The organism is Mesorhizobium sp. M0088, from assembly GCF_040322895.1.
GTDB lineage: Bacteria > Pseudomonadota > Alphaproteobacteria > Rhizobiales > Rhizobiaceae > Mesorhizobium.
Map to the genome: position 1 here is coordinate 1 of NZ_JAMYUI010000006.1, position 14,651 is coordinate 14,651.

The 14,651-nt window shown below is 62.7% G+C and carries 14 protein-coding genes and 1 pseudogene; 8 read left to right on the forward strand and 7 right to left on the reverse strand.

The features are described from left to right. The 5 genes and pseudogenes from NKJ67_RS08705 to NKJ67_RS08725 form a co-directional block, all read left to right on the forward strand. On the forward strand, window positions 1-995 hold a 995-nt coding region (locus NKJ67_RS08705), incomplete at its 5' end, for a cation diffusion facilitator family transporter (protein ID WP_352581088.1). A gap of 24 nt (window positions 996-1,019) precedes the next feature. After that, window positions 1,020-1,454 (forward strand): YqaA family protein, encoded by a 435-nt coding sequence (locus NKJ67_RS08710; RefSeq protein WP_127292005.1) that lies wholly within the window; start codon window positions 1,020-1,022, stop codon window positions 1,452-1,454. Between the two features lie 93 nt (window positions 1,455-1,547). Beyond that, window positions 1,548-2,192 carry a DUF1007 family protein gene (locus NKJ67_RS08715; RefSeq protein WP_502895378.1) on the forward strand — a complete coding sequence of 215 codons (645 nt, stop codon included), beginning with the start codon at window positions 1,548-1,550 and terminating at the stop codon, window positions 2,190-2,192. Window positions 2,193-2,213: 21 nt separating this feature from the next. Then, entirely contained in the window at window positions 2,214-2,927 is a 714-nt protein-coding gene (locus NKJ67_RS08720; protein ID WP_352581241.1) for a HoxN/HupN/NixA family nickel/cobalt transporter, read from the forward strand. A 129-nt stretch (window positions 2,928-3,056) separates the two neighbouring features. Next, a pseudogene (locus NKJ67_RS08725) lies at window positions 3,057-3,792 on the forward strand (CNNM domain-containing protein); the annotation flags it as partial. Between the two features lie 942 nt (window positions 3,793-4,734). Here NKJ67_RS08725 and NKJ67_RS08735 read toward each other — a convergent pair. The 7 genes from NKJ67_RS08735 to NKJ67_RS08765 form a co-directional block, all read right to left on the reverse strand. Continuing rightward, window positions 4,735-6,111: an MmgE/PrpD family protein gene (locus NKJ67_RS08735; RefSeq protein WP_352581089.1), complete on the reverse strand. Its 1,377-nt coding sequence runs from the start codon at window positions 6,109-6,111 to the stop codon at window positions 4,735-4,737. Window positions 6,112-6,136: 25 nt separating this feature from the next. Continuing rightward, window positions 6,137-6,949 (reverse strand): HpcH/HpaI aldolase/citrate lyase family protein, encoded by an 813-nt coding sequence (locus tag NKJ67_RS08740; RefSeq protein ID WP_352581090.1) that lies wholly within the window; start codon window positions 6,947-6,949, stop codon window positions 6,137-6,139. Continuing rightward, a complete protein-coding gene (locus NKJ67_RS08745; RefSeq protein WP_352581091.1) occupies window positions 6,943-7,785 on the reverse strand; it encodes an HTD2 family dehydratase in 843 nt (280 codons plus the stop codon). The genes NKJ67_RS08740 and NKJ67_RS08745 overlap by 7 nt, the downstream gene beginning before the upstream one ends. Before the next feature lie 10 nt (window positions 7,786-7,795). After that, window positions 7,796-8,926, reverse strand: coding sequence for a CaiB/BaiF CoA transferase family protein (locus NKJ67_RS08750; RefSeq protein WP_127380226.1), 1,131 nt, complete (start codon window positions 8,924-8,926; stop codon window positions 7,796-7,798). Continuing rightward, the gene (locus NKJ67_RS08755; RefSeq protein WP_127318279.1) at window positions 8,919-9,659 is read right to left on the reverse strand and encodes an NAD(P)H-dependent oxidoreductase; all 741 of its coding nucleotides are present in this window, start codon (window positions 9,657-9,659) and stop codon (window positions 8,919-8,921) included. The genes NKJ67_RS08750 and NKJ67_RS08755 overlap by 8 nt, the downstream gene beginning before the upstream one ends. Window positions 9,660-9,668: 9 nt before the next feature. After that, entirely contained in the window at window positions 9,669-10,817 is a 1,149-nt protein-coding gene (locus tag NKJ67_RS08760) for an acyl-CoA dehydrogenase family protein (RefSeq protein WP_127267892.1), read from the reverse strand. A gap of 105 nt (window positions 10,818-10,922) precedes the next feature. Then, window positions 10,923-11,858 (reverse strand): LysR family transcriptional regulator, encoded by a 936-nt coding sequence (locus NKJ67_RS08765; protein WP_127267891.1) that lies wholly within the window; start codon window positions 11,856-11,858, stop codon window positions 10,923-10,925. Between the two features lie 161 nt (window positions 11,859-12,019). On the opposite strand from NKJ67_RS08765, the gene NKJ67_RS08770 reads away from it, so the two are divergent. From NKJ67_RS08770 to NKJ67_RS08780, 3 genes are read left to right on the forward strand one after another with little or no spacing between them, the layout of a single operon-like run. Beyond that, window positions 12,020-12,532 carry a thiamine pyrophosphate-binding protein gene (locus NKJ67_RS08770; protein WP_164748823.1) on the forward strand — a complete coding sequence of 171 codons (513 nt, stop codon included), beginning with the start codon at window positions 12,020-12,022 and terminating at the stop codon, window positions 12,530-12,532. Between the two features lie 5 nt (window positions 12,533-12,537). Then, a complete protein-coding gene (locus tag NKJ67_RS08775; RefSeq protein ID WP_352581242.1) occupies window positions 12,538-13,125 on the forward strand; it encodes a thiamine pyrophosphate-dependent enzyme in 588 nt (195 codons plus the stop codon). Between the two features lie 8 nt (window positions 13,126-13,133). Beyond that, on the forward strand, window positions 13,134-14,612 hold the full coding sequence (locus NKJ67_RS08780; protein ID WP_352581092.1) for an aldehyde dehydrogenase: 1,479 nt from the start codon (window positions 13,134-13,136) through the stop codon (window positions 14,610-14,612). The last annotated feature ends 39 nt before the right edge of the window (window positions 14,613-14,651 follow it).

Here is a 14,651-nt window from a genome sequence, read left to right on the forward strand (position 1 = left end):
GCCTGGGCCGGGTCGAGGATCTGGCCGGGATCGTCATCGTTCTGATCATCCTCTTCAGCGCCCTCGTCGCCGGCTATGAGGCGATCGACCGGTTGATCAATCCGAAGCCCATCACATTTCTTGGCTGGGTCGCCATCGCCGGCATCATAGGCTTCATCGGCAACGAGGCCGTCGCCGTGTTTCGTATCCGTGTCGGCCGCGAGATCAACAGCGCGGCACTGATCGCCGACGGCTATCATGCCCGCACCGACGGCTTTACCAGTCTGGCGGTCGTGCTTGGCGCCATTGGCGTGTGGCTGGGCTTTCCGCTTGCCGATCCGATCATCGGACTGTTGATCACGCTGGCGATCTTCGCCATCGTATGGCAGTCGTCGAAAGCCGTGTTGACCCGCATGCTCGACGGCGTCGAGCCTGGCATCGTCGATGAAATCCATCATGCCGCCAAGCATGTATCCGGCATCGAGCGTGTCCAAAGCGTGCAGGCGCGCTGGATCGGCCACCGCCTGCATGCCGACGTGGCCATCAGTGTTCCGGAGATGGCGACGGCCAACGACGTGCTGGGTGTAACTGAAGCCCTCAAAGAGGAGCTGTTCGCCCACTTGCCGGCGTTGGCCGAAGCCAACGTTCGCTTGGTGAGCCCGGCCGTCACTGGCGCGGAAACCTCTCATGCTCACCATCATGCGCCGGAGCCCTTCAAGGTCGCCTGTGATCTGGCTGAAGGGACATTGGAAATCGTCGATACACCGGCTGGCGAGCGGATGCGTCTGACGATCGACCGGCATGCCGACGATTTGACGGCGACGGTGATCATCGACCGGCCAGAGGGGCCGGAGACGTTGCACCTCGATCCTGTCGCCGACAATCATCATCGCCTTGAGAGCACAGTCACCCCTGCCGAGCCGCATGAATTCGAGGCAAGACTGGTCCTGAAGGCCAAGGATCGCGAACAGGTGCTACCGTTCAAGATGGTCGAACCCGAAGGTCACCATCATTAGGTCGACAGACAGATACGCTGTTCAATGACCGATCTCGCAGCCTACGCTGGTCTTTTCCTGGCAGCCTTCATCGCCGCGACGATCTTGCCGATGCAATCGGAAGCGGTGCTGATCGGGCTCTTGCTTGCGGATTATTCGCCCTGGTTGCTAGTCGGAGTCGCGAGCGTCGGCAACGTGCTTGGGTCGGTGATTAACTGGTTGCTCGGCCGAGGCATTGAGCGCTTTCGGGACCGGCGGTGGTTTCCGGCGAACCAAACGCAACTAAACCGCGCACAAGTGTGGTATCGCCGTTACGGGAAGTGGTCGCTTCTGCTGAGTTGGCTGCCAATTGTCGGTGATCCGCTGACCGTCGTCGCGGGCGTCCTGCGCGAGCCTTTTCGGGTTTTCCTCTTGCTGGTCACTGCGGCCAAGGTCGGCCGTTATCTTGTTCTTGCCGCCATGACGCTGAGCGTGATTTGATCTTGAGGGCCCACCTTAACCGCATGTCCCATTTCGGCCTGCTTGCAATGCCAGACGTGCTGCCTGACCGGAAACGATGAAGTGCGAGTGAAAATGCGACTGACGGGCATGGTATCAGGCGTCGCGCTGTTGCTCGCTTCCGCCGCGGCGGCGAGTGCCCATCCCCATGTCTTTGCCGAAGCGAAGCTGGACATGACCGTCGGTCAAGACCGCACGGTCAAATCACTTCGGCATCTCTGGCGTTTCGACGACCTCTTTTCCAGCACTGTGCTGATGGAATTCGACAAGAATTCCGACCTTGTTCTTGATACAAAAGAACTCGATGAGGTTGCTCTCACCGTCCATGCGTCGCTGGCCGGGTACAACTACTTTCAGATGGTGACCTTGAACGGCAAGGACGTGACGATGGCGCCGCCACCGAAGTTCAGCGTCAGCTTTGAGAATGATCAGCTCGTTGTCCAGTTCGAAACGCAGCCGAAGGACCCGTTGGCTCTTGCTGGAAAAGTCAGCATCGGCGTATATGACCCGACCTTCTACACGGCGATCGATTTTACCGACGACGACAAGATTGCTGTGGCTGGCCTGCCTGTAGGCTGCTCACGCGCGGTCGTCCGTCCAGATCCGGACACGGCCATCGCACAGAACCAGAAAAGCCTGACAGACGCGTTCTTCAGTGACCCAACAGGGACCGATCTCGGCAAGATTTTCGCGACACGCCTCGAATTGACCTGCGGCTGACCCGGAGCCGGTTCGATGGCCATGTTCCAGACGCTGGTCGACTTCCAACGCACGATCTACCTGGCGCTGGCCGAGCAGATCAAACTGCTTTCGGCCGGCGGCGATTGGCTGGCCTTCACGGCCTTTCTGCCGATGGGCGTGTTATTCGGTGCAGCGCATGCGCTGACGCCGGGTCACAGCAAAGCCCTACTGGCCACGTATTTGGCCGGTTCGGACGCAAAGGTTTCGCGCGGTCTTCGGGTATCACTGACACTTTCCTTCACGCATGTGACGATTGCCGTGCTGATCGCGGCGCTCTCGCTACCGTTGGTGTCTATTGCCCTGGGCAGTGTTGGCCGCGCGCCGCTACTAGAAGACGTCAGTCGCGGGCTGCTTGGACTCATAGGCGTCTGGATGCTCTGGCGCGCATTGAGCCACGGCCATCACCACAAGCATGAGGGCGAGGCCGTCGGCGTCATGGCCGGCTTGATCCCATGCCCGCTGACGCTTTTCGTGATGACCTTCGCAATATCCAGAGGCGTTCCGCTCGCCGGTATCCTGTTTGCAATCACCATGATGGCCGGCGTGGCGCTGACGCTGTCTTGCCTTGCGGTGTTGTCGATCCTGTTTCGGGAGCGCCTAGTGCATTTCTTCGACAGCCGGCCACGCCTGTTCGATGCCATTTCGCGGACGATCGAAGGCGCTGCCGGAATTGTTCTAGCCGGCGTAGCGGTCTGGCAAATCACTTCTTCCTAACGCTGTCCAAAGCCAGAGTCCCCGCGTCGGGGCAGCAGCTCCGCGTGATAATTCTGAGCCCAATGCGGTTGCGCAATAGCGCCAAATACGCTTCACAGATCCCGCCAGTCAGATCCAGCAGAGGATATCATGCCGGCGGACGATGGTAGTCTACGCGACATTCTTGGAATTCTGTTGGTTCTAGTACTCGTTGGCGCAAATGGCTTCTTTGTCGCTGCGGAATTTGCCTTGATGGCGGTCAGGCGGAGCCGAGTCGACGAACTTGCTACCGCTGGACGCTTGAATGCCGGGCTGCTTCAAAGAGCCTTGGCGAATCTCGATGCCAATCTTGCCGCGACCCAGCTGGGTATCACCATTTCGTCGCTGGCGCTTGGCTGGGTTGGCGAACCTGCACTCGCCCATCTGATCGAGCCACTGCTGGTCGGAGCGATGGGGTCTCTTGCCACCGCCGGATCCCATATAATCGCCGTAGCAATTGCTTTTATTATCATCACTGCTCTCCACATCGTTCTGGGCGAGTTGGCGCCGAAAAGCCTGGCGCTTCAGCGTAGCGAGGGCACGGCACTCTGGGTGGTGCGGCCGCTAGGCCTGTTCCTGTTCCTGCTCAGGCCGGCGATCCTCGCTTTGAACGGTCTTGGCAATCTGGTGTTGCGTCTCTGAGGATTGCGGCTAGGGACGGGCGAGGAGTCCCTGCATTCGCTTAGAGCTGAAGCTGCTTGTCGCGGCGAGCCAGGAGGCAGGGCTGCTTCACCAGACCCAGCAGGAGCTCGTCGAGCGCGTCTTCAACATTGGCGATCGGCGCATCGCCGATATCATGACGCCGCGGCGCGATATCGACTGGATCGGCGTGTCGTCCGCAAACAGCCCGGAAGGTAAAGACCTGTTTCGCAAGGCACAGCTCACCTCGAACCTGCAACTCAATTGGGCCGACGGGATGCAGGGCGCTGGCCCACCGTCTGAGCAGGTCGTTTGCAATGCGTTGCTAGCCCCACAGGGTCTTTGGCGGTGGCGGATCACCCTCAGGATTATCCAAATCGTCTGGGTCGGGAAAGAGATTTTGCTCGCGCAGGTTCGAAGTCAGCACATCAAGTTGGTTCTGCGCTTCGATGTGAGCCAGCCGCTGTTTGGCCCATTCGATCAATAGCCGCGGCCGGGAACGGGTATCTGATAGCGAGCACAAGTCTTCGCCAGCCCTCGTCCGATATATCGAACCGCTCAGCAAGCGTGACGATAGGGGTCGACCAAACGAGGTCATACAATTCTTGGCGGGTGAAGGTGTGCGGCATTTTTGGCTTGGGGACGGATTCGGTGGGTGAGACAACCCAGTCGCTAGGCCGCTCAAAGTCAAGCAAGCGATGCGCATTTCCCGCGCCTGACGCACGTGGCGTTTCCCTGTTGGACTACTTTCATTTCCCTGTTAGGGCGAATAGGGAATTCCTGGACAACGCGTTGAAACTACTGTGAGATTTCAGGCCGGAATTGGCTCGGCCGCTCAAAATCGCCAGAAATTCGCTGTTTTTCGGGCTCTAATAGGGAAAATCAGACAGAGACTGGTTCGCCAATGACTGCCTGCACCACCATTATCGCTATTTATCAATAAGTTGTCGTGTTTTATTTGCCTCGGTTAGCCAAATCAGGTTGGCGAATCTCCGTCGATCTCGTTGAATTCATTGATTTATAATGGGCTCCCGAGGACTGCCGATCAAACTGCTTTACAACATAGGGCGGCGCGAAAGGAATCGAACTGCCCGCAATGCGCTCGTTCCATCCGTTTCGGGCGGGTGCAGTCCTTCGGCGCGACAGCGGGCTAACTCTCAGCAAATATTTCCGCCGTGCTCCCGGGCTGATCGAGTTTCCAGACACGGGCTATGCAGCGGCGCATCTCGTCAGCCGTGGCCCCGCCTCGAAATTCGGCAAGACGTATGGCTTTGGCTTCCAGTTCCTGTTTCGCAAGCGTGTTGCCGGGATCGCCCTTGGGCTCGTCGACGCGGGCATTGAGCTTGCGGCCGTCAACGGTCGTGACGCTTACCTTGCCGACCCATTGCTTGGGATAGAGGGTGTCGACCTCGGCGTCGAGTTCCATACGCACCTTCGCGCGGAAGCGTGCGACGCGGGCGTCGGCAAGCGCGTGGTGTTCGAACGCGTCGAGGTCGGCGACGCCGTGAACAGCGATCAGCCCCAAAACCGTGCCCATGGAGAACTTCGCCTGGTGGACGGTTTGCGGAGTGACCACTGCGCCCAGGACATCGATGGCTCCCTGATGGACATGGGTCACCACGCCGGTGATGTCGTCCGGACCGAGCCCTTCGCGGCGCATGAGAGACTGCAGCGCGTCGGCGGCCGGATGAGTGTGCCGGCAGGCTGCGTGCCATTTGAAGGAGGTCTCCTCGGTTGCCCAACGGCTGCCGAGCCCGTCCGTCAGGCGGGCCGGATCGGCGTCGCTGGACATGCCGGCAGCCATTCCTTGCTGGCCTTCGAGGACCCGCGCGGCGCCCTTGAAGCCATCGCGCGCCAGATAGGCAGCGAACAGACCGTTGGCGGCCGCTCGCGCGGTATGGAGTTGCTTGGAATCGGCAGCGTCACGCAGAAATTCCCAGAGACCTGCCGCCTGCGTACCGGCCGAGCCGACAGCATGGTTGAGCCCGGCTGCGTCCAACCCGATCAATCTGCCGACCGCCGCGGCTGCTGCCACTGCGCCAGCCGTGCCGGTGGTGTGGAATATCTCGTAGTGCGAGCGTCCGAGGAATTCTCCCACGCGGATGCCCACTTCATAGCCGGCGATGCAGGCAGTCAGGACTTCGCGGCCGGTCTTCCCCTCAGCCTCCGCAACCGCCAAAACGGCCGGAAAGATCACCGCCGCCGGGTGAAAGACCGAGCCGTTGTGAACGTCGTCCTGTTCCACGACATGGGAGGCCGCCGCATTGACCATCGCTGCGAAGTAGGGGCTTGTGCGCCGCCGCGTCGGGATGATGGTGCTTGGGCCGTCCGCCGGCCCCATGGCACGCGCAAAGCCGTCGATCATCTCGACCTGGTGCGCGCCCTTGCCGGCCAGCGCCGAGCCGAGCCAGTCGATCATCAATCCTTGCGCGAAATGAACGACGCGCGGCGGGATCTGTTCGAAGTCGAGTTCGGCAATGAAGGCGCAGAGCCTGGCGGTTGGCCAATCGGCGGTGTCCAGGCTCATCCGTTGCTCCTCCCCTGCATGCCCTTTAGACCAAAGCGGCCCGGCGCAGGACCTGCCTTGCGCGCTCGATGACCGGCCGATCCACCATTTCGCCGTTCACCTGGCTAGCTTCGCCGGACGAGGCTGCGCCGACGATGTCTCGTGCCCATGTGATGTCATTATCGCTCGGGCGAAAGCCACTGCGAATCGGCTCGATCTGCCTCGGGTGGATGGCCATCTTGCCGCCAAAACCCATCTTCATGGCGTGGCGGGCCTCATCCTCGGTGATTTCGGGACTGTTCAGGTCGGTCGTTACGCCGTCAATCGGCGCGGCCCGGCCAGCGGCGCGCGAACGCCAGACGATTTCGTTACGAGCCGCAAGCAGGATCAGCCGATCATGCGCGCAACCGAGATCGAGCGAGAAGTCGACCGAGCCGAAGGCGACGGCAACGACGTTGGGCATGGCCAATATGTCCGGCAAGTTGGCGAGACCGACGGCGCTCTCGACCAGCGCGATGACGGAAACGCTGCGTGCCATGTGCCTGGCCATATCGGCAATGTCTTCCGGACGTTCGGCCTTGGGCAGCATGACGGAGACGCCGTCAAGGCGCCGCACGGCAGCGATGTCCGCCTGGTGCCAAAATGTGCCGGCGGCATTGATGCGGACCACGACCGCGGATTTCAGCGCGGCTGCATGAGCAACGACCGCTTCCCGAGCGCGGTCCTTGTCGCCAGGGGCGACAGCATCCTCGAGGTCTAGAACGACTGCGTCCGCGCCGCTGCTGTCGGCTTTGGCAAACCGCTCAGGACGTGAGCCCGGCACGAATAGCGGCACGACAGGCGTGACGAAGCTCACCATTGCGCCGTGGCTTTCACCGTCACATGGCCGTCGGACGACCGTGCCTCGAGAGCCATGCCGTCCTGGCCTGGGGATGTTGCGCTCAGAAGCAGGCGCTGTGGGCCGCTCGCCGGATGGACGCCGCGGAATGAGAAACGGCGCGGCGACTGACCGACAATGGCGGCGGCGAAGTTCATCAGCAGCGTCGCCTGCAGCGGGCCATGGATGACGAGCCCGGGATAGTGCTCGACCCCCGTGGCATAGGGCGTGTCGTAGTGGATGCGATGCCCGTTGAACGTCAGCGCGGAATATCGAAAGAGCAGCACGGGATCGATGTCGATCGTGCGCTCGTGCAATGCGGCCAGGGGCGAATTGGCCGGCGGGGCAGGGGACGCAGCAGCGGCTTCGGCGCCGCGATAGACGATGATCTGGTCCTCCTCGATGACCGGACCGGAATCGTTGGCGATGTCGTGCCGGACCGTGACGAAGGCGAGCGGCCCGGTGCGGCCCTGTTTCTCCTCTATGGCGGTCAATGTCGAACTGCGGCGGATGCGGTCGCCAGACCGGATCGCCGCCATGAAACGCACGTCGCTGGCAGCCCACATGCGACGCGGAAGCGGCACCGGCGGCAGGAAGCCGCCTTTGGCCGGGTGCCCGTCAGGTCCGAGTTCTCGCATTTCGGCAATATCGGGCGCCAGGCACCAATGCAGTCCGGGCGCGGCCGCGCCCTCGGCAGTCTGCGCCGCGTGGTCCCCAAGCGTGGCGCCAAAGCTGGCCAGCAGGCGCGGGGTCACAACATCCTCGACCTCGTGCGTGCGTCCAACCCATTCCTGCAGTGTGCTTGTGTCCAGGCTCATGAGGTCCTCGTCAGGCGGCGAATTCGGACCGGATCCGGTCCGTATCGGCGCCAAGCGCGGGGACGCTTGGAACCGTTGCAAATCCCTCCGGCCGCCCTGCCGGCTTGGGTACTGCGATGCGCTTGCCGTCCGGCAGTGCCACCTCCGTCCGGCGGAGCGCCTTGTGGTGCGGCAGGTCGCGCATTGCACTCACCCGGCCCCAGGCGATCTGCGCCTCGTCGAGACGGTCTATGGCCTCGTCGCAGTCGATTGCCGCGAAGATCGGTTCGATCTCGGCGTCGAGCGCCGTGCGGTTGGCAACCCGCCAGGTATTGGTGGCGAAGCGTTCGTCGGCGAACAGATCCTGCCTTTGCAGCACGAGCGTGCAGAAGCGCTTCCATTCATTGTTCTGCTGGATGGACACGACCACGCTGCCATCCCGACAGGCATAAGGTCGATAGGGGTAGATCGAAGCATGCGCCAGGCCATATCTCTGCGTCTCGCGGCCCGCATATTCGTAGTGCAGCAGCGGCACGGTCATCCAATCGGCCATGGCGTCGAACATGGCAATCTCGACAATGCGGCCGCGCCCGGTTTTCTGGCGCGCCAACAGGGCTTCGAGGATCGCCGCATGGGCATTCATGCCGGTGGCGATGTCGGCGGCGGAAACCCCGATTTTGCTTGGCGTGTCCGGCGTGCCGGTAACGGCGCAGATGCCGCTTTCGGCCTGCACCAGCATGTCGTAGGCGCGCATGGCCGCGTAGGGCGTGTCCTGCCCGTAGCCGACGATGTTGATGGCTATCAGCCGAGGAAACTCTTTCGCAATTGTATCGGCCGAGAGGCCGAGCCTGTCGATGGCGCCCGGCACGAGATTCTGCACGAGGACGTCGGCGCGCGCGACCATCCGGTGCAGGAGAGCCAGGTCGTGCTCACTCTTCAGGTCGAGCACCGCGCTCTCCTTGCCGCGGTTGAGCCAGACGAAGTAAGCCGACATGCCTTCCACTGCGGAATCGTAATGACGCGCGGTTTCGCCTTCCGGACGCTCGATCTTCACGACGCGTGCGCCGGCATCGGCAAGGCGGACCGTGCAGAGCGGAGCGGCGACGGCCTGCTCGATCGAAACGACAAACAGGCCCTCCAGTGGGCGGGCGCCGTCAGACATTGCGCTGCACTCCCGAGCGCGCCAGCACACCAGGCTTCAGCCGCTCGTTCTTGCCGTAGTCCTCGGCGGCGTGGAAGAACAGATGCGGCGTGCCATCAATGTCCTCGAGCCTCTTGCGGTAGGCGTCCAGATAGGCCTTGCGGCCATCGTCGCCGACGCGGCCCGGCATGTAGGCGACGAAGGGCGGCAGCACGTCGAAGCCGGAATAGCGCAGCAGACCATTGTGGATCGGCCACAGCACGGTGAGGATGTCGCCATCGATGCCGTCGGGCGCGTAGGTGTCGGCCGACGTGCCCGTGGTGGCGGCCACCATGGCGAGCTTTCCCCTGAACATGCCGGTGTCGTATTTGCGGCCCGGCAGATAGGCGAAACCGCGCGCGAAGACGCGATCGGCCCAGCCCTTGAGCATTGCTGGCATTCCGAACCACCAGACCGGGAACTGGAACAGCACGAAGTCCGCCCGCTTCACCTTTTCGATCTCTGCACTGATATCGGCCGACAGTGCGCCGGCCTCGTAGGCGGCGGTCTGTTCGCGCGGCAGGCTGAAGAAGTCCGGATCGTTACGCTCGCCCGATACGTCGCCCGGCCCTGCGACAGGATTGAAGCCCATCGCATAGAGGTCGCTGACGACCACATCGTGGCCTGCGCGGGTCAAGGTTTCCACGGCCAGATCCTTCATGGCGCCGTTGAAGGATTTTGCTTCCGGGTGTGCATAGACGATGAGGACGTTCACGGACGACTCCTAGTAGGAACGCGGCAGTCCAAGCACGTGCTCGGAAAGGTATGACAGGATGAGGTTGGTCGAGATCGGCGCGACTTGATAAAGACGCGTCTCGCGGAACTTGCGCTCGACATCGTACTCTTCCGCGAAACCGAACCCGCCATAAGTCTGGATGCAGACATTGGCTGCTTCGTTCGAAGCGTCGGCCGCCAGCATCTTGGCCATGTTCGCTTCGGATCCGGGGTTCTTGCCGGCCTCGTAGAGGCTCAGCGCCTCGCGCACCATCAGTTCGGCCGCGCGCATGTTGGCGTAGGCCCTTGCGATCGGAAACTGGATGCCCTGGTTCTGGCCGATCGCCCGGCCAAACACATGCCGCTCCTTTGCGTAGGTGCTGGCCTTTTCGATGAACCATTTCGCATCGCCGATGCATTCGGCTGATATCAGGATGCGCTCGGCGTTCATGCCCGAGAGGATGTAGCGGAATCCCTTCCCCTCTTCGCCGATCAGGTTTTCGGCGGGTACGCGCAGATCGTCGAAGAAGACCTCGGTGGTGGCATGGTTCATCATGGTGCGGATCGGCCGGATTGTGAGGCCGTTGCCGACGGCTTCGCGCATGTCGACGATGAGGACGGAGAGGCCGTCGGTCTTTTTCATGCCGTCCTTCAGCGGTGTGGTCCGCGCCAGCAGCAGCATCAGATCCGAATGCTCGGCGCGGCTGGTCCAGATCTTCTGGCCCTTGACCACGAAATGATCGCCATCGAGGCGAGCAGTGGTCTTGAGCGCCCCCGTGTCGGTCCCGCTGCTCGGTTCGGTGACGCCGAATGCCTGCAGGCGCAATTCTCCCGCGGCGATCTTCGGCAGGTATCGCTGCTTCTGGGCTTCCGAGCCGTGGCGAAGAAGCGTGCCCATCGTGTACATCTGGGCATGGCAGGCGCCACCATTGCAGCCGGCGCGCTGGATTTCCTCCAGCACGGCAGCGGCGGCCGAAAGCGGCAGGCCCGAGCCACCATATGCCTCCGGGATCAGGATCGAGAGCCAACCGGCCTGCGTCAACGCTGCGACGAAGTCGCCGGGATAGGCCATGTCCCTGTCGAGTGCGCGCCAGTATTCTCCGGGAAAGCGCGTGCACAGCCTGGCGACGGCATCGCGAATGTCCTGATAGGCTTCCATGAGGTTTGTCCGGGTTTTCGTCTTGCTGCGGGCCTCACTATCGCGCCTCCGTGCCCTGTCAGCAATGCAGAGCGGACGTGAGCAGATATAACGGAATTCGAATGCTTATGGTGGAGGGCCGAGAAGTTGGCCGACCCAGACGGCCCGCCCGACAAGATCCTTGGCGATGTCCTCTATCGCTTGTCCGGCAAACCGCGCGAGCCGCGAGGCAGGCCGGTCCGCCGGGTAGGCAAGGATCAGGCGGCGCACGGGCACCGGATCGATCAATGGCGCGGCGGTGAGCAGCCCGGCAGTCACGTCGGCATGGATGGGAGCGAGCGGCAGGATCGTCCAGCCATGGCCGTTGCGCACCAGGTCCTTCAGCGCCGAATAGGAGTCCGCTTCGATGCCGACATCGAGCGTGATGCCGGCATCCGTGGCGCAGCGTTCGACGATGATGCGCAGCCCGTGCTTGATGCTGGGCAGTAGCAGGCGCTTGCCCGCGAGCGAGGCGAACGATACGGCGCGCACGGTTGAAAATCCCGCATCCGGCGGTCCGATCAGGAACAGGTTTTCCAGGAGCAGCGGGCGCGAGCGCAGCGAACGCGCCATGCGCGGGTCGTAGAGTACCGCAACGTCCACCTCGCCGCGGTGCATCCAGTCCAGCAGATAGCCGGTGTAGGCGCTGACAAGTCTGAGCTTCGCCTTGGGATGGGCCTTGCCGAAGGCGGCCGCCAGCGGCAGCGAAATAATGTCGGCAACGGTGGGCGGCAGGCCGATGGCCACTTCGCCGGTCAGCGGCGCATCGGCGGGCGTGGCCGTGGCGCGGATCTCGTCGATCTCGGCCATCACGCGCATGGCGTGCGCCAGCACCTCCTTGCCCTGCTCGGACAGCACCATGCCGCGTCCATGGCGCAGGAAAAGGGCAAAGCCCAATTCCTCCTCCAGCATGCGCACCTGCCGGCTGAGCGCCGGCTGCGCAATGTGCAGCCGGTCGGCGGCCTTGCTGAGGCTGCCGAGTTCGGCGACGTGGATGAGGGTGCGTAGCTGCGATAACTCCATGAGCTATCGAGTACCATTATATCTGATCACGAGAAAGAGACGAAGATTGCATCGGTCAAGCGCGCTAGTCTGATGCCAGTCCAATATCTCGGAGATGCAAGGTGACGGCGAGCATACAAGCAAAACCTCCGGAAGCAGCAGCGCTTGCCGCCGCTCCGACCGTGTCTGAAAGGCAGTGGCCGGATCAGGTCTATGAGGTGCTCAAGGCTGCCGGCATCAGCCACATGTCCTATGTGCCGGATGCCGGTCATACCACATTGATCCGCCTTTTCAGTGAGGATCCCGAAGTCGTCACCAATGTGCTGACGACGGAGGAGGAGGGCATCGCCATCGCAGCAGGCTCCTGGCTCGGTGGCAAGCGGAGCGTCGTGCTCATGCAATCCTCCGGTGTCGGCAATTGCATCAACATGCTGTCGCTTCCCGTGCAGGCGCGCTTCCCCTTGCTCGTCCTGGTGACGATGCGGGGCGAATGGGCCGAGTTCAACCCGTGGCAGGTGCCGATGGGGCAGGCGACGGAGGCGTCGCTGAAGGCGATCGGGCTCAGGGTGCTGCGCGCCGAAACCGGTCCCGACCTGGTGGAGACGGTGGCGCAGGCAGCCTTGATGGCTTTCGACGCCGACCAGCAGATTGCCGTGCTGATCGGGCAGCGGCTGCTCGGCAAGAAGAAGTGGTGAGCGACATGAATTTGCCGACGATGGACCGCCGGGTTGCGGTGAAGAAGCTGCTTGACGCCCGTGACGGAGCCCTGGTCGTGACCGGTCTCGGCTCGCCGAGCTACGACGTGCATGCCGCCGGCGACCGCAACGACAACTACTATCTCTGGGGCGCCATGGGCGGTGCTGCGCTGATCGGCCTCGGGCTTGCCCAGGCCCAGCCCGACAAGCGGGTCATGGTGATCACCGGAGATGGCGAACAGCTGATGGCGTTCGGTTCGCTGGCGACGATCTCGGTGGCGCGGCCGAAAAATCTCGACCTGATCGTGCTCGACAATCAGCATTTCGGCGAGACCGGCATGCAGTCCAGCCATACCGGCAAGGGCATTGGTTTCGACAAGGTCGCGGCCGCTTGCGGTTTTTCGAAGACCGCCGAGCTGCGTACGCTGGAGGAGGTCGACATGCTCTGTGGAGAACTTCGGCGCCCGGCCGACGGTCCGCGCCTTTTCGTGCTGAAAATCGCCGCCGAGAACCTGCCGCGCTCGCTGCCGCCGCGCGACGCGGTCGAGGTCAAGAACCGCTTTCGCGCCCATCTGGGCTTTGCCACCTGTTGAGGACCGATATGGCGCTGGTTAGTTTCCAGAACACGGTCGGCGGTCGGTTGCAATCGACAGCCGATACATTCGAGAGCCATGATCCGTTCACCGGCAGGCCCTGGGCGCTGATCCCGCGTGGAGGAGTGAGCCAGGTGGACGCCGCCGTGGCGTCCGCGAAGGCAGCATTCCGGTCGAAGGAATGGGCCGGCATCACGCCGACCGCGCGGGGCAAGCTGCTCGTGCGGCTGGCCGATCTGATCGACGAGAACGCAGATCGTATTGCCGCCATCGAGACGCGCGACAATGGTAAGCTGCTCACCGAAATGACGGCACAGCTGCGCTATATCCCGGAATGGTTCCGCTATTTCGGCGGTCTTGCCGACAAGATCGAAGGGTCGGTGCTGCCGATCGACAAGGCTGGCATGTTCGCTTTCACCCGCCACGAGCCGCTGGGTGTCATTGCAGCGATCGTGCCCTGGAATTCGCCGCTTTTACTTCTGACATGGAAGCTCGCGCCGCTGCTGGCGGCAGGCAACACTGTCGTCATCAAACCGTCGGAACACGCCTCGGCCTCGACGTTGGAGTTCGTGAAACTGTTTGCGCGGGCAGGCTTCCCGCCCGGCGTGGTCAACACCGTTACCGGCATGCCGCTTGATGTCGGCGCGCCACTCGTCTCTCATCCCGACGTCGCCAAGATCGCCTTCACCGGTGGTGAGCCTGGCGGGATCGCGGTCTATCGGGCGGCTGCCGAACAGCTAAAGACCGTCACGCTGGAGCTCGGCGGCAAATCGGCCAACATCGTCTTCGACGACGCCGATATCGAGAGCGCGGTCAACGGCGCGATCTCAGGCATCTTCGCGGCCAGCGGCCAGACCTGCATCGCGGGTTCGCGGCTGCTGGTGCATCGCAAAATCCACGACCGGTTCGTGGAAGGCGTCATAACGCTGGCGTCCAGCGCTCGATTGGGCAATCCGGCGCTGCAAGAGACGCAGGTCGGGCCGATCACCACGCAAGCCCAGCGCGAGAAGGTGCTGTCCTATCTCGGCATCGCGCGCCGCGAGGGTGCGCTTTGCGTGCTGGGCGGCGGCAAGCCGGCCTCGGGTGAATTGGCCGAGGGCTGGTTCGTCGAGCCCACCATCTTCACCGGCGTGAACAACACCATGCGGATCGCGCGTGAGGAGGTGTTCGGGCCGATCCTGTCCGTCATCCCCTTTGACGACGAGGACGAGGCCTTCGCCATTGCCAATGACAGCCCCTATGGGCTGGCGGCGGGAATATGGACCAGCGACATGGGCAGGGCGCTGCGCGGCGCGGCCGCGATGGAAGCGGGGATGGTCTGGATCAACTCATACCGTGCCGTCTCCTACATGGCGCCCTTCGGCGGCTACAAGAGGAGCGGTATCGGGCGCGAAAGCGGGCAGGATGCCATCAATACCTATCTGCAGACCAAGACGGTGTGGATAGACACCGCCGGCAAGACCGCCAATCCCTTCGTTATCCGCTAGGCTAGGCTTCGGTGGGAGAAACCCCATTCCTAGCCAAGC